We start from the raw sequence: 21,103 nt of genomic DNA, 5'->3' as shown, positions 1-21,103 counted from the left end.
GGGTCTCCGTCTGATGGAATCTGCGGGCTGGAATTGTTGCCGCTTATAAGAGAAATCTGTTTTGCCGCCCTGCGCCGGGTTTTTCAAGCGCCTCAGAAGAACTCCAGGCTGACGCGGAACATCTGCTCGACCTGGCGCACGGCACTTTCGAGCGCAAAGATCACCACCCGGTCCTTCGGCTTGATCTTCAGAGACCCGCTCGGCTTGATCACCGCACCGTCACGATAGACTGCGCCGATGCGCATTCCGTCGGGGAACTCCACCTCGCTGAGCGGCGGCCCCACAAGCGGCGAGGTCTCGAGCGCCTCAGCCTCGATGACCTCGGCCGCCCCGCGCTGAATGTTGTGGACGGCGCGAATGCGGCCGCGCCTGACATGCTGGAGCACTTTCGAAATCGTCACCGAACGCGGATTCACATGGGCGTCGATTCCCAGCGTTTTGGCAAAATCGTGATAGGTCGGATTGTTGATCAGAACGAGGTTGGAGCGGCAGCCGAGGCGCTTGGCGATCACGCTCGACAAAATGTTGACCTGGTCGTCATTGGTCAGCGCGACCATCAGGTCGGCATGCTGGATGTCAGCTTCCAGGAGCAGCTTCTGGTCGAGCGCGCTGCCATGCAGAACCACGGTGCGACGCAGCTTGTCGGCCAGCGCGACCGCGCGTTCGCGCGTGTTCTCGATCACCTTGACCTTGGTGCGGCTCTGCTTCTTTTCCATGGCGCGCGAAACATAGAGGCCGATATTGCCGCCACCGGCGATGACGATCCGCGTAGCCTCGCGCTCCTCATGTCCGAAAAGGCCAAGCGTGCGCCGCACCTGGTCCTTGGTCGTCACCACATAGGCGAGATCGCCGGCAATGAGCTGGTCGCCCGAATGCGGGATGAAGAGCTTGCCCTCGCGCGAGACGCCTACAACGGTAGACGGCAGGTCGGGGAAAAGCTCGGTCAACTGCGCCAGCGGCGTGTTGATGACGGGGCATTCCTCCAGACATTCGATCGCGACCATCGATACCCTGTCATCGGCAAAGCTCACCACATCCGTCGCACCCGGCAGCGCGATGCGGCGCATCACCATCTCGCCGACCTCGACTTCCGGCGAAATGATCACGTCGATGGGCAGGTGATCGCGCGAGAACAGGTCCATATAGTGCGATTGCAGATATGACTGCGAACGAATGCGCGCGATCTTGGTCGGCACATTGAAAAGCGAATGCGCCACCTGGCAGGCGACCATGTTCACTTCGTCGAACAGGGTCACGGCGATGATCATGTCGGCTTCGCTTGCGCCGGCGGATGCGAGCACGTCGGGATGCGCGCCATGGCCGACGAAGCCGCGCACGTCAAGCGTATCGCGGACGGCGCGAATCAGTTCCGGCGACGTATCGATCACGGACACATCGTTCTGCTCGGCCGCCAATCGTTCCGCGATACCGAAACCAACCTGGCCCGCGCCGCAAATAATGACTTTCATCGCCTGTTCCCTGCCTCATCAAGACCGGATATCGGGTCTGCAAGGCCCCTGCTCTAGCGCTTTTCCAGCGACATGGAAACCTGAAAGCCGGATGCCCGCTCCGCGCCACTAGACGCCGAGCGATTTGAGCTTTCGGTGAAGGGCCGAGCGCTCCATGCCGACAAACTCCGCCGTACGCGAAATGTTTCCGCCAAAGCGGTTGATCTGCGCCAGTAGATATTCCTTCTCGAAAAGTTCGCGCGCCTCGCGCAGCGGCAGGGCCATGATGTGCTGGTCCGATTGTGTAGGCAGGCGCGGCATGACATCGCCGATTTCCGCCGGCAGAAGATCTGCCGTGATCGGCGTATCCGGCCCGTCCCCGCGCGTGAGGATCATCAACCGCTCGATATTGTTGCGGAGCTGGCGCACATTGCCTGGCCAGTTGTGTGCCTGGAGAACGGCCATGGCATCGTTGCCCAGCGGGCGCGGCTTGATGCCGGCCTGCTCGCCGATCTGCTGCATGAAATGATCGACGAGCAGCGGAATGTCCTCGCGGCGGTCCGCCAGTGGCGGCACCACCACGGGCACGACGGCCAGCCGATGAAACAGGTCTTCGCGGAACCGGCCGTCGGCGATCAGGGATTCGATGTTCTGCGCCGTCGAGGAGATGATGCGTACATCCACCTTCACCCGCCGTGTGCCGCCCACTCGCTCGAACTGCTGATCCACCAGAACACGCAGGATCTTGCTCTGCGTGCCGAGCGGCATGTCGGCCACTTCGTCGAGATAGAGCACCCCGCCATGTGCTTCCTCAAGAGCCCCAACCTTCCTCTCGCCGCCGTCGGATTCGGTGCCGAACAGCTCGATTTCCATGCGTTCCGGTGTGATCGCGGCTGCGTTCAGCGTCACGAACGGGCCGTTGCTGCGTGGCGAGGCGGCATGGATCGCCCGGGCGACCAGCTCCTTGCCGGAACCGGATGGCCCCGTCAGCATGATGCGGCTGTTCGACGGTGCGACCCGTTCGATGGTCTGGCGCAAGTGGTTGAGTGTTGCCGAGTCCCCGACAAGGTCGAACGATGCGCCACTGCGCTTCTTCAGGTCGCTCATCTCGCGCTTGAGCTTGGAGATTTCAAGCGCGCGCTCGCAGATCAGGATCATCCGATCCGTCTTGAAGGGCTTCTCGATGAAGTCGTACGCGCCGCGCTTGATGGCCGACACGGCCGTCTCGATCGTGCCATGGCCGGAAATCATCACGACGGGAATGTGGGGATGCAGCTCCTTGATTTTATCGAGCAGAGCCAGACCGTCGAGCTTCGATCCCTGCAGCCAGATGTCGAGAAGGATCAGACGCGGAACACGCTCAGAGATCGAGGCGAGCGCGCTGTCGCTGTCATAAGCGGTGCGCGTCTCATGGCCTTCATCGCTCAGAATGCCGGCTACGAGTTCGCGGATGTCTTCCTCGTCGTCTACGATCAGAATATCGGAAGCCATGATTTACCTTCTTGTCGTGTCAAGAGCGCCGCCATTCTCTTCGGCGGCGGGAAGTATGATGCGGATCATCGCGCCGATGCCGCCATGGAAACCGGCGGGTGCATCGTGCAGTTCGAGGCGCCCGCCATGGTCCTCGATGATCTTCTTCACGATCGCCAGGCCGAGGCCCGTGCCCTTTTCCCGCGTGGTCATATAGGGCTCCAGCAGACGCTGGCGGTTTTCACGCGGCAGTCCCTTGCCGTTATCGATCACCTCGATCTGGATGAAACGGCCGTTCATGCCGGCATTGATGCGGATCGCACCCGGCTGGCCGTTGCTGCGCTCGGCGGCGTCGATTGCCTCGGCGGCGTTTTTGATAATGTTGCCGAAAGCCTGCCCCATGAGGCGCGCATCAAACCGCCCCATCAGCGGCGTCTCGGAAATATCGCGCTCGAAGCTGATCTCATTGCGGGCCACTTCCACCAGGAAAGAGGCCTCACGTAATGGTTCCCGCAGGTCAAGGCGCTGAATATCCGGCTTCGGCATCCGTGCGAAGGCGGAGAACTCGTCCACCATCCTGCCGATATCGCCAACCTGCCGGATGATCGTGTCCGTGCACTGATCGAAGATTTCCCGATCGTGCTCGATTACCTTTCCGAACCTGCGGCGGATTCGTTCGGCCGACAACTGGATCGGTGTCAGCGGATTCTTGATCTCATGAGCGATACGCCGCGCCACGTCCGCCCAGGCCATGGAACGCTGTGCCTGCATCAGATCGGTGATGTCGTCGACCGTAACCACATAGGAATGCTCGTCATCCTCGTTGACGCCCTCTTCCGTCGTAATCTGAATGTTGAAGGTACGTTCCGACCCGCCTCGAAAGAAAGTTGCCTGTTCGCGGTAGACGGGGCGACCGGACTTGCGCCCCATTTCGAACACACGGCCGACATGCGGTAGAACGGCGGAAAGGTTCCTGTTCACCGCCTCGTGAGCAGATATGCCGAGCATGGACTCCGCAGACCGGTTGACCATGGCGACCGAGCCGTCAGCCTCCACACCGATGACCCCGGCGCTGACACCGGAAAGGACCGCTTCGGTAAAGCGCCGACGCTCGTCGATCACGTCCTTGGCGGCGATGAGCTGATCGCGCTGCGATTTGAGCTGCTGTGTCATCTTGTTGAACGTGTCGCCAAGCAGACCGACATCCCCGTCGGAAGAACGGACGGGGACCGTGACATCGAGATCGCCGGTCGAGACCGCCCCGGCCGCGCCGATGAGCTGCCGTATCGGGCGCACAAGCCGGTCAGCCACGGCGATGCCCGTCCAGATGGCCGCCAGTACAATCGCCAGCGTTACCACCAGATAGAGCAGCGCAAAGGCGATCTGCGTGTTGCCCCGGTTGCCTTCGAGAGATCGGTATTCGTCGGTGTTGGTGCGCACGATCTGCCGCGCCTTGAGCACTTCGGGATCGAGCAGCGCACCGGTGTAGAGATAGGCATCAGGAATGTCCTGAAGCTTGTAGACGGCGGTCACCAGATTGGTGCCGCCAATCTCGTTGAAAGCGATCTGCGAGCTGTTGGCGAGGTCCATCGCCTTGGCTCCCGGGCGCGGCAATGGAATGTCTTCGACCATCTGCGCACTCATGATGACGGAGCCGTCTTCGCGAACCAGTTCGGCGTCCGCAAGACCACGCAGCATGGCTTGACGCGTCATGAAATCACGAAAACCGTACCGGTCGAGATTGTAGAGGGTGCGCGCCTGGTCCAGTCGAACCCCCATGCTCTCGGTCGTCCCCTGCAGGCTGCGTGCATTCTGCTGCACGTAGGCATCGGCAATCGAGAGCGAGGAATAGACAATCACCTTGGTGCGCAGCTCGAACCAGCGGTCGAGCCCGAGCTCCAGGGTCACCGAGGCGATCACCGCCACGAGGATCGCCGGAATTGCCGCCACGAGCGAGAACATTGCGATGATGCGCACGTGCAGGCGGGACGCCGCCCTCTGTCCCTTGCGGGATTTGTAGATGCGCAGTCCTTCGAGCACGATCAGCCCAAAAAGCAGCATGATGAAGGCGAAATTGACTGCGATCAGCAGAAGTGTTGCGCGCTCATCAGGGGTGAACGGGGTAAGACCAAGAAGGACGGTAAAAGAAATGGCGGCGGTCACAAGCGCGCCGATGGCCGCAGCAACGCCGACGTAAAAAGTGGCTGAGCGCCCGCGCCGAACAGGCGAAGCCGCAACAAAAGCCTGCGTCGGCGAACTCTCTGACAAGCTGACCATTACCCCTGCTTCTACTCTTCCATGCCGCATCTATGTTGCACATATGCAACGACTGTAACCGACTGGCAACAGTTGCTTTTCCGAACATTGCGGCATTGCTGGGGCAGAACGGGGATCGAGGCCATATTAACAGGCCCCGACACTGGGTGGGCTGATATCAGTCAAACAGCCGGCTTACGGGCATGTCAGCCCGCACCGCGATAGATGTTGATGCCATAGTCGCGGATCTTCTTGCGCAGCGTGTTGCGATTGAGCCCCAGAAGGTCCGCTGCCTTGATCTGATTCCCGCCGGTCGCCGTCAGCGCCGCGATCAAAAGGGGCTGCTCCACATCCGCCAGCACACGCTGATAGAGTCCTGCCGGTGGAAGCTGATCGCCGAACTGCGTGAAATAGCGTTGAAGATACTGCTCCACCGCCTGCGTGAGGGTCGTCTCTTCGGGCAGGGCTTCCGACTGGCTGGCCCGCAATGCGCCGGCGGCGCGCAGTTCCTGTTCGATGATTTCGGCAGAGATTTCATCCTGCGGATAAAGCGCCGCCAGGCGGCGCACCAGATTCTCCAGTTCGCGCACATTGCCCGGCCAGCGATAGTTCTTGAGGCGATTGAGACCCTCCGAACCGATCCGTTTGGGCTGCAACCCTTCCTGTTCTGCCCGCGCAAAGAAGTGCCTGACGAGATCAGGAATGTCTTCCGCCCGTTCCCGCAGCGGCGGGAGGCGCAGGGGCACGACGTTGAGCCGGTAAAAAAGGTCCTCACGAAAGAGCCCCTGATCGATCAGCGTTCTGGGGTCCTTGTTGGTGGCCGCGACGATGCGCACATCGGTGCGGATCGGTGTCCGCCCGCCAACCGTCGTATACTCGCCCTGCTGCAGCACACGCAGGAGACGCGTTTGCGCCTCCATGGGCATGTCGCCGATCTCATCGAGAAAGAGCGTCCCGCCCTCCGCCTGCTCGAAGCGGCCGAAGGAACGCGCCTGCGCCCCGGTGAAGGCGCCTTTTTCGTGTCCGAAGAGCTCGGATTCGATCAGGTCGCGCGGGATGGCTGCCATGTTGATGGCCACGAAGGGGCCCTTGCGCCTGCGGCCATACTCATGGAGCGCGCGCGCCACAAGTTCCTTGCCGGTGCCCGATTCACCACTAATCATGACCGTGAGGTCGGTCTGCATCATGCGCGCAAGAAGGCGATAAATCTCCTGCATCGCGGCAGAGCGCCCGATCAGGGGCAGTGCATCCGGCGCTTCGGCGCTGGCGGTTTCCTTCTGGCTCGCCTTCGGTTCGGAAAGTGCGCGCCCGACGATGTTGACGAGTTCCGTCAGGTCGAAGGGCTTCGGCAGATATTCATAGGCTCCGACCTCGGAGGCGCGTATGGCGGTCATGAACGTGTTCTGCGCGCTCATCGCGACAACCGGCAGGTCCGGTCGCGCCTTGCGGATTCTGGGCAGAAGGTCGAACGCATTGCCATCGGGCATGACCACGTCGGTGATCACCAGATCCCCCTCGCCCGCCGAGACCCAGCGCCACAGCGTCTCGACATTCGACGTCACCCGCACGTCATGGCCGGCACGCGACAGCGCCTGGTTCAGAACTGTGCGGATGGCTGCGTCATCGTCGGCGACAAGAATGCTGGTCATGCGGGCCTATCCTCTTCGTGATGAAGGGCATCCTTGCGGCGCGCTTCGCGCCAGGCGGGCATCAGAATGCGGAACACCGTGCCGCGCTGGCCGGAGGATTCGCATTCGATCACCCCGCCATGCGCGCCAACGATCTTGGCCACCAGCGCCAGCCCGAGGCCGGACCCGTTCTGCTTGGAGGTCACGAACGGATCGAAGATGATCTGCCGAAGGTCTTCCGGAACGCCCGGTCCGTTGTCGTAGACGCAAAACTCCAGCGGCAGGGCCACACGGTCAGGCGAGCCGGGTACCGACAGGCGGATGCCGGGGCGAAATGCAGTCGTCAGCCTTATCTCGCCATCGTCCCGGTCGCCGATCGCTTCGGCGGCGTTCTTCACCAGGTTCAGAAAGATCTGGATAAGCTGATCGCGATTGGCCCATACGGGCGGCAGCGATGGATCGTAGTCCTCGACAATGCTCACCTTGCGGGCGAAGCCGCTTTTGGCAACAGCCTTCACATGATCGAGCACGAGATGAATGTTGATCGGATCGCGCTCCACCGGCCTTTCGTCGGAAAACACTTCCATGCGATCCACCAGCGCGACGATCCGGTCCGTCTCTTCCGTGATGAGCCGCGTCAATGCGCGATCCTCGTCGGACACCGCGTGTTCGAGCAACTGTGCCGCGCCGCGAATGCCCGAAAGCGGGTTCTTGATCTCATGCGCCAGCATGGCCGCAAGCCCCGTTACCGAGCGGGCAGCACCCCGGTGCACCATCTGCCGGTCGATCTTGTCGGCCATGGAGCGCTCCTGCAGGAGGAGCGCGACAGCACCCGGCACTTCGGAAACCGGCGCGGCATGAATGTCCACCATGCGCTCCGCACCGAGCCGGGGCGAAGAAATGTCGACACGATATTCGTTGATGGCCACGCGCTGCTCGCGCACCTGTTCGACAAGGGCGATCAGCGGGCTCCCAAAGGGCACGAAATCGGCCAGCCGGCTGCGCGCGAGAATGGCAGCGCCCGAGCGGAAGAAATCCTCCGCTTCGGCATTGACCTCGATCATGAAGCCATCCTGATCGATCATCACCACAGGGTGCCGCAGCGTGTTCAGGAGCAGGCTGGCGGGGCCGGTGTCCATGCGTGTGCGCTCACCCGGTCGGTTCATGCGGCCAGACGCTCCTCTTGCCTGCGAAACAGGTCGCGCAGAAGGCGCGACACTTCAAGGTGATCGGTGCCCGTCATGATCGCCTTTCTGGTCTCGGCATCCACCGCGTCGAGATGGCGTTCCATGTACCAGCCGAGATGTTTGCGGGCATGCCGCGTGCCGTGCTCCGTGCCGTAAAGCGCGAGCATCGCCTCATAATGGTCGATCACGTAGTCAGCGAGGTTTTCAGGCCGGCGTTCGGCATTCGCAGCAACCGCACCCGCAACCCACGGCACGCCGTAATGCGCCCGGCCGATCATCACCGCATCCGCACCCGACGCGGCCAGTATGCCGGCGGCATCCTCTGCCGTGGTCACGTCGCCATTGGCCACGACCGGAATACCGACAGCCGCCTTGACCGCCGAAATCGCCTGCCAGTCCGCCCTGCCCTTGTAAAACTGGCAGCGCGTGCGCCCGTGAACCGTCACCATAGCGACACCGGCATTCTCCGCGCGGCTTGCGATTTCCGGCGCATTGAGCGCATTCTCGTCCCACCCAAGCCGCATCTTGACCGTTACAGGCACCTGCACCGCCGCCACGACAGCCTCGATCAGGCTTAGCGCATGGTCGGGCTCACGCATCAGCGCAGAACCCGAATATCCACCCGTCACCTTCTTGGCCGGGCAGCCCATGTTGATGTCGATGATGTCGGCGCCCTGCGCTTCCGCAATGCGCGCCCCTTCGGCCATCCAGTGCGCTTCCCTGCCGGCGAGCTGCACCATGTGCACATCCACGTCCGGCCGGCGCAGGCGGCGTGCCGATTCCGCCTTGCCGCGCGCAAGTTCACCGCTCGCCACCATTTCAGAGACGACAAGCCCCGCCCCATGCGCATGCGCGCGCGCCCGAAAGGCCAGATCCGTCACGCCCGACATGGGCGCCAGAAACACCCGGTTGCGGATCGTCACCGACCCGACCGAAAGAGGCCCCGAGAGAATTTCAGCTGATGGATTGCACAAAAGTGATGCACCTATATCCTGTGCTTAATATTTAGCCAATTCGCCCCCTGCCCGCAACAGCCAATTCGCATCGGGCAACACAGATTGTAAATTCGGCTGGCCTTTCGCGGCGTGTCTTATTATGCGTCTGCCCTATGGACAAGCAGATGCACCAATCCGAGACCCTGGACGAAGCCGATCCGCTGGCCTCCCGCCCGGCGGGAGAGGTCGCTGCCGTGATTGTCGCCGCGGGGCGCGGCGAGCGGGCCGGGCAATCCACAGAGGGGCCGAAGCAGTATCGCCTGATCGGTGGCAAGCCGGTTCTGCGTCACACGCTTGAGACCTTCCTCGCCGATCCCCGCATCGGCCGCATCGTGGTCGCAATCCATCCCGATGACGAGGCGCTCTTTGCCGAAGCCACGGCCGGCCTTTGCGATCCGCGTGTCCGGGCGATCCATGGCGGTCATTCCCGACAGGCCTCCACCCGGCTCGCCCTGCTTGCGCTTTACGATCCCGAACCCCAGACCGTGCTTATCCATGATGGCGTGCGCCCCTTCATCGACCGTGAACTGATCGACCGCATCATCGGTGCGGTGGAAGAGGGCCGAGGCGCCCTGCCCGCCCTTCCCGTCGCCGACACGGTCAAGCGCGCCGGTCCCGCAGGGTTCATCGCCGAAACCGTGCCGCGCCACGATCTGCACGCCGCCCAGACACCCCAAGGCTTTCCTTTCGCACTCATTGCCGCTGCCCACGACCGCGCACACAAACTCGGCCGCGAGGACTTTACCGACGATGCCTCGATCGCCGAATGGGCAAAGATACCCGTTCGTCTCGTTGCCGGTGCCGTGGACAACATCAAGCTTACCTGGGCGCGCGACATTGCGCTCGCCGACGAGCGCCTGAACCGCCCGTCGGCCTTCCCGGACGTGCGCACCGGAAACGGTTACGATGTTCACACTTTCACCGATGGCGACGCCGTCATTCTTTGCGGCGTGAGCATACCGCACACAAAGCGCCTTTCCGGCCATTCGGATGCCGATGTCGGCCTTCACGCGCTCACCGACGCGCTGCTTGCCACCTGTGGCGCCGGCGATATCGGCACGCACTTTCCGCCATCGGATCCGCAGTGGAAAGGTGCTGCCTCGCACATCTTCCTCGAGCACGCGGCCCGGATCGTACGCGAGGCCGGTGGCCGCATCGCCAATGCCGATGTCACGATCATCTGCGAGGCACCGAAAGTCGGCCCACACCGCGAGGCAATGACCGCTGCGCTGTCCACCATGCTCGGCATCGCGCCGCATCGCATTTCCATCAAGGCGACGACGAATGAAAAGATGGGCTTCATCGGCCGTGAGGAAGGCATTGCTGCTATCGCCACGGCCAGCGTGATCTATCCCGGCGAGGTGCCGGCATGAGTGAATACGAGGATCGGGCTCGCGCCGTTCTTTCCGCCTGTGAAGCGAGCGGCATCATGCTGGCCACGGCCGAATCCTGCACCGGCGGCATGATCGCCGCGGCCCTGACGGACATCGCCGGTTCCTCCTCCGTCGTCGATCGCGGTTTCGTCACCTATTCCAACGAAGCCAAGATGGAGATGCTCGGCGTCTCATCCGAAACGCTCGCCGCCCATGGCGCTGTTTCGCAGGAAACGGCGCTGGAGATGGCATCCGGTGCGCTCGCCCGCTCACGCGCTGGCGTGGCCGTTGCCGTCACCGGCATTGCCGGCCCTGATGGCGGCTCAGCGGAAAAGCCTGTCGGTCTCGTCTGGTTCGGCCTTGTATTGAAGGGCCGCGCGCCCCTGGCGCAATCCCACGTCTTTGCGGGCCGCGACCGCGCCGGTGTGCGCGCAGCGACCGTCGAGGCTGCTCTCGACATGGTTCTGTCGGCTTTGAAGGACGGCTGAATTCAGGCGCTCACGCCATAAACCACATCAGCGCGGCGCTCGAAGGCCTCGGAAAACATGCGGAACGCGCGGTCGAACATCGCGCCCATGACAGCGCCGAGCATGCGGCTCTTGAATTCATACTCGATGAAGAAGTGAATATCGCACTCCGCCTCACCGGCCGGCTCAAAGCGCCATTCGTTCTTCAGGAAGCGGAACGGCCCATCCACATAGCGCACATCGATGGCCGCATCGTCCGGTTTCAGCGTCACCTGGCTGGTAAAGGTCTCGCGCAGCGCCTTGTAACCCACGGTCATGTCGGCGACGAGCAGCGTTACGCCATCGCGCTCCCTGCGTGTGCGCACGCTGAGCGCCTCGCACATGGGCACGAATTCGGGATATTTCTCCACATCCGCGACCAGCGCGAACATGTTCTCGGGCGTGTGCGCCACGCGGCGCACGGTCTCGAATTTCGGCATCAGTTCGCGGCAGCGCCTGCGCCTTCGAGGCGGGCGTCGCGCGCCGCCTTCAGCTTTGCGAAGTCCTCGCCTGCGTGATGCGAGGAGCGCGTCAGCGGGCTCGACGACACCATAAGGAAGCCCTTCGTGTAAGCCACGGTCTCATAGGACTTGAATTCTTCGGGCGTCACGAATTTCTTCACCGGATGGTGCTTGCGCGTCGGCTGCAGATACTGGCCGATGGTCATGAAATCCACATTGGCCGAGCGCAGATCGTCCATGAGCTGCAACACTTCGTTGCGCTCTTCGCCAAGCCCCACCATGATCCCGGATTTGGTGAACATGGTCGGATCCAGCTCCTTGACCTGCTGGAGCAGGCGCAGCGAATGGAAATAGCGCGCGCCGGGGCGCACCTTCAGATAATTGCCCGGAACGGTCTCCAGATTGTGGTTGAAGACGTCGGGCCTGGCAGCAACCACCACTTCCAGCGCGCCATCCTTGCGCAGGAAGTCGGGCGTCAGGATCTCGATGGTCGTTTCGGGCGATGCGGCACGGATCGCGCCGATCACATCGGCAAAATGCTGCGCACCGCCATCGGCTAGGTCGTCGCGGTCGACCGAAGTGATCACGACATGCTTCAGCCCCATCTCGCGCACCGCCTTGGCGACGTTTTCAGGCTCGTTCATGTCCACCGGACCGGGAATGCCCGTGGCGACGTTACAGAAGGCACAGGCGCGCGTGCATATTTCGCCAAGGATCATGAAGGTCGCGTGCTTCTTGTCCCAGCACTCGCCGATGTTCGGGCAGCCCGCCTCTTCGCACACGGTCACAAGCTTGTTGGATTTCACGATCTCGCGGGTTTCCAGATAGCCCTGCGAGGTCGGCGCCTTGACCCGGATCCATTTGGGCTTGCGCAGCACTTCCTGATCGGGCCGGTGCGCCTTTTCAGGGTGCCGCGGGCGCGGCTTGGCGGTGACAGTATCGAGAATCGTGACCATGTTTGTCCTATCGCGCCCGGCTGGAAGACGAGCGTCCGAATACCCAGAGGATCAGGATCGCGCCAACAATGGCGATCACCAGATTGCCCAGAAAACCGTAGAACGAGATGCCGACCAGACCGGCAAGCGTCCCGCCGACGAAGGAACCGGCGATGCCAACAAGGATGTTGGTCAGAAAACCATGATCGCGGTTCATCGTTTTCTCGGCCACGTAACCGGCCAGAAAGCCGATGACGAGCAGGCCGAAAAAGCCGACGCCGGGCATGCCCAGAAGACCGTAGCTCTCTTCCATCATCCTGTTCCTCGTTCGATGTTCCCCCGCATATAGTCCAGTTGGTGCGGGGGAAACAGGGCCCTTCAGCCCATTTTACGCGTTGAGCGTACGCCCATAGGCATCGAGCACACTCTCCTTCATCATCTCCGACAGGGTCGGATGCGGGAAGACCGTGTGCATCAGCTCTTCTTCCGTCGTCTCAAGGTTCATCGCAACGACGAAGCCCTGAATGAGCTCGGTAACCTCGGCACCAATCATGTGCGCGCCGAGAAGCTCGCCCGTCTTCTTGTCGAAGATCGTCTTGACGAAACCCTGGTCTTCGCCGAGCGCAATCGCCTTGCCGTTGGCGGCAAACTGATAGCGGCCAACCCGGATGTCGCGGCCGGCTTCCTTGGCTTTGGCTTCCGTGAGGCCGACGGAGGCAACCTGAGGATGGCAATAGGTGCAGCCGGGGATCAGCCCCTTGTCGAGCGCATGGACACCCGGCACGCCGGCGATCTTCTCGATGCAGATCACGCCCTCATGCTCGGCCTTGTGCGCCAGCATGGGCGGGCCCGCCACATCGCCGATTGCGTAGATGCCCTCAACATTGGTGCGACCGTACCCGTCGACCGCCACACAGCCGCGATCCGTCTTAACCCCGAGCGATTCGAGGCCGAGATTTTCGATGTTGCCCTGCACGCCAACGGCGGAGATCAGCTTCTCGGCCGAAATCTTCTCAACCTTGCCGTCCTTGGTTTCGATATGGGCGGTGATCCCGTCCTTGGTCTTCTCGACCTTGGCAACCTTCGCCTCAAGCTTGAACTGGATGCCCTGTTTCTCGAACTGGCGCTTTGCAAACTTCGAGACTTCCGCATCCTCGACCGGCAGGATCTGCGGCATCAGCTCTACAACCGTCACATCCGCTCCCATGGTGCGGTAGAAGGAGGCGAACTCCATGCCGATGGCGCCGGAGCCCATCACGACGAGTGATTTCGGCATGGTCTTGGGAACCATCGCCTCGAAATAGGTCCAGATCTTATCGCCATCCGGCTCGATGCCCGGCAGAACGCGCGGACGCGCACCCGTCGCAACAATGATGTGCTTTGCCTTGTAGGTGCCGGCACCCTTGGTGTTCTTCGGCATGGGTGGCTGCGGCTGCATCGCCTTTTTGGAGGGCTCGGAAACGACCACCTCGCCCGGCTTGGAAAGCTTCGCCTCGCCCCAGATCACGTCGATCTTGTTCTTCTTCATCAGGAAGCCGACGCCGCCATTCAGCCGCTGGGAGACCTTGCGCGAGCGGTCGACGACGGCATTCACATCCGCGGAAATCTTGCCGTCGATCGTCAGACCGTAATCCTTGCCGTTTTCGGCATAATGCTTGATCTCGGCCGAGCGCAGCAGCGCCTTTGTCGGAATACAGCCCCAGTTGAGACAGATGCCACCCAGATGCTCACGCTCCACGATTGCCGTTTTTAAACCAAGCTGTGCAGCGCGGACGGCGGTAACATAGCCGCCGGGTCCCGATCCGATGATGATAACGTCGTAATTTTCAGCCACAGCTGGTTTCTCCTTGTCGTCGTATCATTGTCCGGGCGCGGCTTTCACACCGCCGCGCCCCGAGAGTTTTCAGGCCCGCTGCGCCCCGCGCAGGCCAAAAGCTATGAGCAAAAGAAACACGCCGTTCGAAAGCAGTTCGACGGCGAGAAGGATGCCCAGAATTGTTGCCGCGGCCCATGGCATGTCCGCAAGGATCATGACGCCGAGCAGAAGCGAGACGATGCCCGAGAAGAGCACCCATCCCCAGCCGGAAAGCGGCCGGAATGCGAAGGCATACATGACCTTCACCACACCGAGCACCAGAAACATGATGGCCACGAGAATGGTCAGCGAAATGATCCCGGCAGCCGGCTTGGCGATGATCGAAATCCCGACGGCAAGCGTCAGCAGCCCCAGCAGCAGGGCCCAGAGAAACCCGCCCCACCCCCGAACACGAAACGCCTGCACGATCTGGAGCACGCCGAAAAGCACGAATGTCCAGGCTGCCAGTATCGCTGCAGTCATGGTGGCTGCGAACGGATTGAAGAGAGCCAGAATGCCGCCGATCAGTGAAATGGCCCCGAGCAGGGCCAGCCAGCCCCACGAAGCATGTACGCTTTCATTTTCCACAGTGTTGGCCATGCTTATCCCTCCTTTATCAAAGTCCAAGCATGTCTCTCACGACCGGGGCGAGCCCCCGGCCAATGGAGCCTGTGTTTTCGGCGTCCAGATGAACGCCGTCAAGCGGGCTCGTCTGAGCCACGCTTCCTGCATCGAAGAAGCCCGCACCCGTCTCATCCGCGAGCGCAGCATAAAGACCGGCCAGCTTCGCCGACTCGATACGGGCGCTTTCAAAAAGGGCCGCGAAGTCCGGTTCTGGCGTTTCGCAGGCGGCCGGCGGCGACATGATGAGCACCTTCGGTGCCGGCTCGCCCATCGGATAATCATGACCGCGCACGATGTCGATCAGACGCTGCATGCCCTGTTTCGCGCCGAAAGCACGGCCGCAGATGAAGGGTTTCATGTCGTTCGTGCCGAGCATGATGACGACCAGATCGAGCGGCGCATGGCTGGTCAGAAGCGTAGGCAAGACGCGTGCGCCGTTGCGGTCGGCACCGGATGCGAAATCGTCAAACACCGTGGTGCGGCCATTCAGCCCCTCGGCGATCACACGCGCACCGCCGCCCAGTTCCGCCTGAAGCACGCTCGGCCACCGATCATCGAAGGGATGCCGTCCGGGGCCGGCGGGGTCATACCCCCATGTCAGCGAATCGCCAAAGCACAGGATGGTCTTCATCGTTTGTCCCCGGAAAGCAGGTCCATATCGCCTAGATCAGCATGGTGAGCGGATTTTCGATGACCTTCTTGAAGGCGGCGAGGAGTTCGGCGCCAAGCGCGCCGTCCACCGCACGGTGATCGGTCGACAGCGTCACCGACATCACCGTTGCAACCTTCACCTCGCCATCCTTCACCACGGCCCGCTGCTCGCCAGCACCGACCGCGAGGATCGTCGCGTGCGGCGGGTTGATGACGGCGGCGAAGTCCTTGATGCCGAACATGCCGAGATTGGAAACGGCCGTGTTGCCCCCCTGGAACTCTTCCGTCTTCAGCTTGCGCGAACGCGCCCGCGTGGCCAGATCCTTCATCTCGTTCGAGATGGCCGACAGCGTCTTCTCGTCGGCGCGGCGAATGATCGGCGTGATCAGCCCGCCGGGGATCGACACGGCAACGCCCACATCGGCGTGTCTGTGCTTTACCATGGCGCTTTCGGTCCAGGAGACATTCGCCTCCGGCACCATGGCAAGTGCCTTGGCGTGGGCCTTGATCACCATGTCGTTGACCGACAGCTTGTAAGCCGGCTTCTCGCCATCCTCGGTCTTCACCTTCGGCGCGGCCTCGTTCAACTGCTTGCGCAGTGCCAGAAGCGCGTCGATCTCGCAATCGAGCGTCAGGTAGAAATGCGGAATGGTGGACTTGGCCTCGACCAGACGACGGGCGATGGTCTTGCGCATGCTGTCATGCGGGATCAGCTCGTAAGAACCTTCCTCGAACAGTTTCATGACCTGATCGTCGGACATGGCCTGCGCCGCGGCGGGAGCCGAAGCCGGAGCGGCGGCAGCCTTCGCACTGCCATCCTTGCCAGCCGCTTCCACATCGGCTTTCACGATCCGGCCCTTGGGCCCGGAACCTGAAATCGCCGAAAGGTCGAGACCCGCTTCCTTTGCAAGACGGCGGGCAAGCGGAGAGGCGAACACACGCTCGCCATCGCCTGCCGGCGCCGCTTTCGCTTCCGCAGGCTTTGCCTCGGGTTTGGCCGCGGGAGCTTCTTCCTTTGCAGGCTTTTCAGACTTGGGTTCAGGCTTGGAGTCGGAACCGCCCTCGGCCGCTTTCGCCGCCGCGCCGGCATCCTCTCCTTCTTCGGCGAGAACCGCGATCAGCGCATTCACCTTCACGCCTTCAGTGCCTTCCGGCACCACCAGTTTCGCAACGGTGCCCTCGTCGACCGCTTCCACTTCCATGGTCGCCTTGTCGGTCTCGATCTCGGCGATCACGTCGCCCGGCGCGACGCTGTCGCCCTCCTTGACCATCCATTTGGCGAGATTGCCCTCCTCCATCGTTGGCGAAAGGGCAGGCATGGTGACTTTGATCGGCATGGTATCCTCCCCCTTAGCTGCGATAGGAAACGGCTTTCACCGCTTCAACCACTTCGGCGACGTTGGGCAGCGCGAGCTTTTCAAGGTTCGCCGCATAAGGCATCGGCACATCCTTGCCCGCAACCGTGATCACCGGCGCGTCGAGATAGTCAAACGCCCGCTGCATCACCTGGCTGGCGATATGCGCGCCGACCGAAGACTGCGGGAACCCTTCCTCGACCGTCACCAGACGGTTCGTCTTCTTCACCGAAGCGATCACCGTATCAAGGTCCATCGGGCGGATCGTGCGCAGGTCGATCACCTCCACGTCGATCCCCTCACCCGCCAGCTCTTCAGCCGCCTTCACCGCATAGGTCATGCCGATGCCAAAGGAGACGATGGTGGCGTCCCTGCCTTCCTTGTGGATGCGCGCCTTGCCGATGGGCAGCACGAAGTCATCCATCTTCGGAACGTCAAAGCTCTGGCCATAGAGAATCTCGTTTTCGAGGAAAATGACCGGATTCGGATCGCGGATCGCGGCTTTCAAAAGCCCCTTCGCGTCGGCTGCCGTATAAGGCATCACCACCTTGAGCCCCGGGATATGCCCATACCAGGCCGCGTAGCACTGCGAATGCTGTGCGGCCACGCGGGCAGCCGCCCCGTTCGGTCCGCGGAACACGATGGGCGCACCCATCTGGCCGCCGGCCATATAGAGCGTCTTGGCTGCGGAGTTCACGATCTGGTCAATCGCCTGCATGGCGAAGTTGAACGTCATGAATTCGACGATCGGCTTCAGCCCGGCAAAGGCCGCACCAACACCGACGCCGGCAAAGCCGTGCTCGGTGATCGGCGTGTCGACCACGCGCTTGTCGCCGAACTCCTGCAAGAGCCCCTGCGTCACCTTGTAGGCGCCCTGATATTCGGCCACCTCTTCACCCATGACGAAAACGTCGCCGTCACGGCGCATTTCCTCGGCCATGGCGTCGCGCAGCGCCTCGCGCACGGTGGTCGAAACCATTTCCGTGCCTTCGGGAATGTCCGGGTCCGCCGCGATTTTCACCTCGGGCGCCGCCGGCACGGAACCACCGGACTTTTCTTCCGGTTCAGCCTTCGTGGCGCTGTCATCGGCAACCTTTGTCTCTTCGGCAGCCGGCTTTGATGCCGCCTTATCGAGATCGGCGTCGCTTTCGCCATCTGCCAGCAGCACGGCGATCGGCGTATTCACCTTCACGCCTTCGGTGCCTTCGGAGATCAGGATTTTTCCGAGCGTGCCTTCGTCCACGGCTTCCACTTCCATGGTCGCCTTGTCGGTTTCGATCTCGGCGATCACGTCACCGGGCGCGACGGCATCGCCTTCCTTTTTGATCCATTTGGAAAGATTGCCCTCTTCCATGGTCGGAGAGAGCGCGGGCATGAGAATTTCGGTTGGCATGTCGGCCCTCTCCTCAAAGCAGAATGTCGGTGTAGAGTTCAGACACATCCGGTTCCGGATCCGTCTGCGCGAATTCGGCCGAATCGCCGACGATCTCGCGCACCTCCTTGTCGATGGCCTTCAGTTCGTCTTCATCAGCCCATTTGTTCGCCATGAGACGCTGCTTCACCTGCTCGATCGGGTCGTGATCCGAGCGCATTTTCTGCACTTCATCCTTGGAGCGGTATTTTGCCGGGTCAGACATGGAATGGCCGCGATAGCGATAGGTCTGCATTTCCAGAATGATCGGCCCCTTGCCCGAACGGCACCAGTCCACGGCCAGATCGCCTGCAGCCTTCACCGCGCGCACATCCATGCCATCCACCTGGATGCCCGGAATCTTGAAGGAAAGACCGCGATGGGAGAAATCGGTTTCCGCAGAGGAGCGCGCCACGGCAGTGCCCATGGCATAGCGGTTGTTCTCGATGATGTAGACCACCGGCAGCTTCCACAGCGAGGCCATGTTGAAGCTCTCATAGACCTGGCCCTGATTGGCAGCACCGTCGCCGAAATAGGTGATCGAAACGCTGTCGTCGCCGCGGTAGCGGTTGGCAAAGGCCAGCCCCGTGCCCAGCGGCACCTGCGCGCCCACGATGCCATGGCCGCCATAAAACTTCTTCTCCTTGGAGAACATGTGCATGGAGCCACCCTTGCCCTTGGAGTAGCCATTGCGGCGCCCCGTAAGCTCGGCCATCACGCCGCGCGCTTCCATGCCTGTTGCGAGCATGTGACCATGATCGCGATAACCGGTGATCACCTGGTCGCCGTCCTTCATGCTCATCTGCATGCCGACGACAACAGCCTCCTGACCGATATAGAGATGACAGAAGCCGCCGATGAGGCCCATGCCATAGAGCTGGCCGGCCTTTTCCTCGAAACGACGGATCAGAAGCATTTCACGATAGGCGTGAAGCTCCTGCTCTTTGTCGAAATCTTCTGGCTTTGGGGGTTTGGGTGCCTGAACGGCAGCCCCTGCCGCTCCTTTTTTGGTCGAGCGTGACCTCGCGGCACTTGTCTTGCTTGCGGCTCGCGCCATGCCTTTACTCCCTAGCTGACATTCCGGGGAATTTATGCAACGGTGGAGCCTGGCAAAGGTTGCGCCATGAGCCTCCCGTCATCTCCCGCTTATGGTAGATGAAGCTAGCACGTGGAACACAATTCGGCCATTCAAAATCCGCATAGCTGCCATGCAGCTAAATGCTTGGATTTTCACATCTTATTGTTGATTAAGTGAAATTCAGTTAATTTACTGACCGGCACCGATGAGGACAATCACCTCATTCTCCCGGGCCAGATTCAGCGCCCGGCGCGCCTGCTCATCGAGCATGTCTTTCTCCAGGCTGCCATCGTTCACCAGTGCAACCCGATGCTCCAGCTCCCGGCGCTTGGCGACAAGGGCGTCAAGCCGCTCCTGAGCTTCCGCGATACGGGTCTCAAGCCTGTATTTCGAGTAGATGCCATAATCGCCATTGTAGGCATGAAAGCCGAAATAGGCGAGAAACAGCCCCGTGATCGTCGGAACGATCAGACGGCCAGTGTTGCGGCGTTTGTGATGACGTGTCCACATGCGGAAAAAACCCTTCTCCCGCATGTGACCATATGTTGCTTAAAGGACCGTTATTTCCCTACGGTCACCTGCAAACTTTATCCGCGCAGGATCGATTTTCCGGCGTAGCGCGCCTGCGGACCGAGCTCTTCCTCGATGCGGATAAGCTGGTTGTACTTCGCCGTCCGGTCCGAACGTGCCAGCGAGCCGGTCTTGATCTGCCCGCAATTGGTGGCAACGGCCAGATCCGAAATGGTCGAATCCTCGGTCTCGCCGGAGCGGTGCGACATCACCGCCGTGTAGCCGGCCTTGTGCGCCGTCTCCACTGCGTCGAGCGTTTCCGTCAGCGTGCCGATCTGGTTCACCTTGACGAGGATCGAATTGCCGATGCCCATCTTGATGCCGTCGCGCAGGCGCGCGGAATTGGTCACGAACAGATCGTCACCCACGAGCTGCGCCTTGTTGCCCACCAGATCGGTCAGAATCTTCCAGCCTTCGAAATCGTCTTCCGACATGCCGTCTTCGATGGAGATGATCGGATAGTTGCCGACGAGCTTCGCAAGGTATTCGGCCTGCGCCTTGCCGTCGCGCGTCTGGCCTTCGCCCTCGTAGACATACTTGCCTTCCTTGAAGAACTCGGTCGCGGCGCAGTCGAGCGCGATGCCCACATCCTCGCCCGGCTTGTAGCCGGCCTTCTCGATCGAGGCGAGAACGAAGTCGAGCGCATCTTCAGCACTCTTCAGGTTCGGAGCAAATCCGCCTTCGTCGCCCACATTGGTGTTGTGGCCGGCGTCTTTCAGGCCCGCTTTCAGCGTGTGGAAGATTTCCGAGCCCCAGCGCACGGCCTCACGAATGGACGACGCGCCGATCGGCATCACCATGAATTCCTGGAAGTCGATCGGGTTGTCGGCATGCGCGCCGCCATTGACGATGTTCATCATCGGCACCGGCAGGACATGCGCGGAGGCCCCGCCCACATAGCGGTAGAGCGGCAGGTTGGAGGTCTCGGCGGCAGCCTTTGCCACCGCAAGCGAAACACCGAGGATCGCGTTTGCGCCAAGGCGGCTCTTGTTGGGCGTGCCATCGAGATCGATCATTGCCTGGTCGATCTGCATCTGGTTTTCCGCCTCGAGCCCGCTCAGGGTCTCGAAAATCTCGCCGTTGACCGCATCGACCGCCTGTTCGACGCCCTTTCCGAGATAGCGCTTGCCGCCGTCGCGCAGCTCCACGGCTTCATGCGCGCCGGTGGAGGCGCCCGAAGGCACGGCGGCGCGGCCCATGGAGCCGTCTTCCAGAACCACATCGACTTCGACGGTCGGGTTGCCCCGGCTGTCCAGTATTTCGCGTCCGACAATGTCGAGAATGGCAGTCATTTTAACTC

Annotated in this window: 19 protein-coding genes; 2 read left to right on the top strand and 17 right to left on the bottom strand. The window is 61.7% G+C overall.

Features of this window, described 5'->3' with window-relative positions; genetic code table 11:
- Window positions 1–92: 92 nt before the first annotated feature.
- The 6 genes from trkA to dusB form a co-directional block, all read right to left on the bottom strand.
- On the bottom strand, window positions 93–1,469 hold the full coding sequence (gene trkA / locus BLW55_RS01820; RefSeq protein WP_007007452.1) for a Trk system potassium transporter TrkA: 1,377 nt from the start codon (window positions 1,467–1,469) through the stop codon (window positions 93–95).
- Window positions 1,470–1,577: 108 nt separating this feature from the next.
- Entirely contained in the window at window positions 1,578–2,939 is a 1,362-nt protein-coding gene (ntrX, locus tag BLW55_RS01815; RefSeq protein WP_025029407.1) for a nitrogen assimilation response regulator NtrX, read from the bottom strand.
- A 3-nt stretch (window positions 2,940–2,942) separates the two neighbouring features.
- Complete coding sequence (locus tag BLW55_RS01810) at window positions 2,943–5,195, bottom strand: sensor histidine kinase NtrY-like (protein ID WP_090326326.1); 2,253 nt, start codon at window positions 5,193–5,195, stop codon at window positions 2,943–2,945.
- A 185-nt stretch (window positions 5,196–5,380) separates the two neighbouring features.
- Window positions 5,381–6,823: a nitrogen regulation protein NR(I) gene (gene ntrC, locus BLW55_RS01805; RefSeq protein WP_090326324.1), complete on the bottom strand. Its 1,443-nt coding sequence runs from the start codon at window positions 6,821–6,823 to the stop codon at window positions 5,381–5,383.
- Window positions 6,820–7,968: a two-component system sensor histidine kinase NtrB gene (locus BLW55_RS01800; RefSeq protein WP_025029405.1), complete on the bottom strand. Its 1,149-nt coding sequence runs from the start codon at window positions 7,966–7,968 to the stop codon at window positions 6,820–6,822. Before BLW55_RS01800 ends, ntrC begins: the two co-directional genes overlap by 4 nt.
- Entirely contained in the window at window positions 7,965–8,912 is a 948-nt protein-coding gene (gene dusB, locus BLW55_RS01795; RefSeq protein WP_425286758.1) for a tRNA dihydrouridine synthase DusB, read from the bottom strand. Before dusB ends, BLW55_RS01800 begins: the two co-directional genes overlap by 4 nt.
- A 215-nt stretch (window positions 8,913–9,127) precedes the next feature.
- Here dusB and BLW55_RS01790 point away from each other — a divergent pair, with 215 nt between their 5' ends.
- On the top strand, window positions 9,128–10,357 hold the full coding sequence (locus BLW55_RS01790; RefSeq protein ID WP_425286770.1) for a bifunctional 2-C-methyl-D-erythritol 4-phosphate cytidylyltransferase/2-C-methyl-D-erythritol 2,4-cyclodiphosphate synthase: 1,230 nt from the start codon (window positions 9,128–9,130) through the stop codon (window positions 10,355–10,357).
- Entirely contained in the window at window positions 10,354–10,845 is a 492-nt protein-coding gene (locus BLW55_RS01785) for a CinA family protein (protein ID WP_007007445.1), read from the top strand. Before BLW55_RS01790 ends, BLW55_RS01785 begins: the two co-directional genes overlap by 4 nt.
- Before the next feature lie 2 nt (window positions 10,846–10,847).
- On the opposite strand, the gene BLW55_RS01780 is transcribed toward BLW55_RS01785, so the two are convergent.
- The 11 genes from BLW55_RS01780 to eno form a co-directional block, all read right to left on the bottom strand.
- Window positions 10,848–11,303, bottom strand: a complete 456-nt coding sequence (locus BLW55_RS01780) for a type II toxin-antitoxin system RatA family toxin (protein WP_065817463.1) — start codon at window positions 11,301–11,303, stop codon at window positions 10,848–10,850.
- The gene (lipA, locus tag BLW55_RS01775) at window positions 11,303–12,280 is read right to left on the bottom strand and encodes a lipoyl synthase (RefSeq protein WP_090326319.1); all 978 of its coding nucleotides are present in this window, start codon (window positions 12,278–12,280) and stop codon (window positions 11,303–11,305) included. Before lipA ends, BLW55_RS01780 begins: the two co-directional genes overlap by 1 nt.
- A gap of 7 nt (window positions 12,281–12,287) precedes the next feature.
- Window positions 12,288–12,572 (bottom strand): GlsB/YeaQ/YmgE family stress response membrane protein, encoded by a 285-nt coding sequence (locus tag BLW55_RS01770; RefSeq protein WP_007007442.1) that lies wholly within the window; start codon window positions 12,570–12,572, stop codon window positions 12,288–12,290.
- Window positions 12,573–12,647: 75 nt separating this feature from the next.
- Window positions 12,648–14,093, bottom strand: coding sequence for a dihydrolipoyl dehydrogenase (gene lpdA / locus BLW55_RS01765; RefSeq protein WP_007007441.1), 1,446 nt, complete (start codon window positions 14,091–14,093; stop codon window positions 12,648–12,650).
- 69 nt (window positions 14,094–14,162) lie between these two features.
- Window positions 14,163–14,714, bottom strand: a complete 552-nt coding sequence (locus BLW55_RS01760; RefSeq protein WP_007007440.1) for an HdeD family acid-resistance protein — start codon at window positions 14,712–14,714, stop codon at window positions 14,163–14,165.
- A 16-nt stretch (window positions 14,715–14,730) separates the two neighbouring features.
- On the bottom strand, window positions 14,731–15,369 hold the full coding sequence (locus BLW55_RS01755) for an SGNH/GDSL hydrolase family protein (protein WP_007007439.1): 639 nt from the start codon (window positions 15,367–15,369) through the stop codon (window positions 14,731–14,733).
- 31 nt (window positions 15,370–15,400) lie between these two features.
- Window positions 15,401–16,726: a pyruvate dehydrogenase complex dihydrolipoamide acetyltransferase gene (locus BLW55_RS01750; RefSeq protein ID WP_090326316.1), complete on the bottom strand. Its 1,326-nt coding sequence runs from the start codon at window positions 16,724–16,726 to the stop codon at window positions 15,401–15,403.
- A 13-nt stretch (window positions 16,727–16,739) separates the two neighbouring features.
- Entirely contained in the window at window positions 16,740–18,137 is a 1,398-nt protein-coding gene (locus tag BLW55_RS01745; RefSeq protein ID WP_007006682.1) for a pyruvate dehydrogenase complex E1 component subunit beta, read from the bottom strand.
- Window positions 18,138–18,150: 13 nt separating this feature from the next.
- Window positions 18,151–19,212, bottom strand: coding sequence for a pyruvate dehydrogenase (acetyl-transferring) E1 component subunit alpha (gene pdhA, locus BLW55_RS01740; RefSeq protein WP_025031101.1), 1,062 nt, complete (start codon window positions 19,210–19,212; stop codon window positions 18,151–18,153).
- Window positions 19,213–19,422: 210 nt separating this feature from the next.
- Window positions 19,423–19,743: an FtsB family cell division protein gene (locus BLW55_RS01735; protein ID WP_090329855.1), complete on the bottom strand. Its 321-nt coding sequence runs from the start codon at window positions 19,741–19,743 to the stop codon at window positions 19,423–19,425.
- A 77-nt stretch (window positions 19,744–19,820) separates the two neighbouring features.
- Window positions 19,821–21,095: a phosphopyruvate hydratase gene (gene eno / locus BLW55_RS01730; protein WP_007006686.1), complete on the bottom strand. Its 1,275-nt coding sequence runs from the start codon at window positions 21,093–21,095 to the stop codon at window positions 19,821–19,823.
- Window positions 21,096–21,103: the final 8 nt, after the last annotated feature.

The sequence above is a fragment of the Nitratireductor aquibiodomus genome, assembly GCF_900105565.1.
GTDB lineage: Bacteria > Pseudomonadota > Alphaproteobacteria > Rhizobiales > Rhizobiaceae > Nitratireductor > Nitratireductor aquibiodomus.
This window is presented reverse-complemented; position numbering and strand designations above follow the sequence as displayed.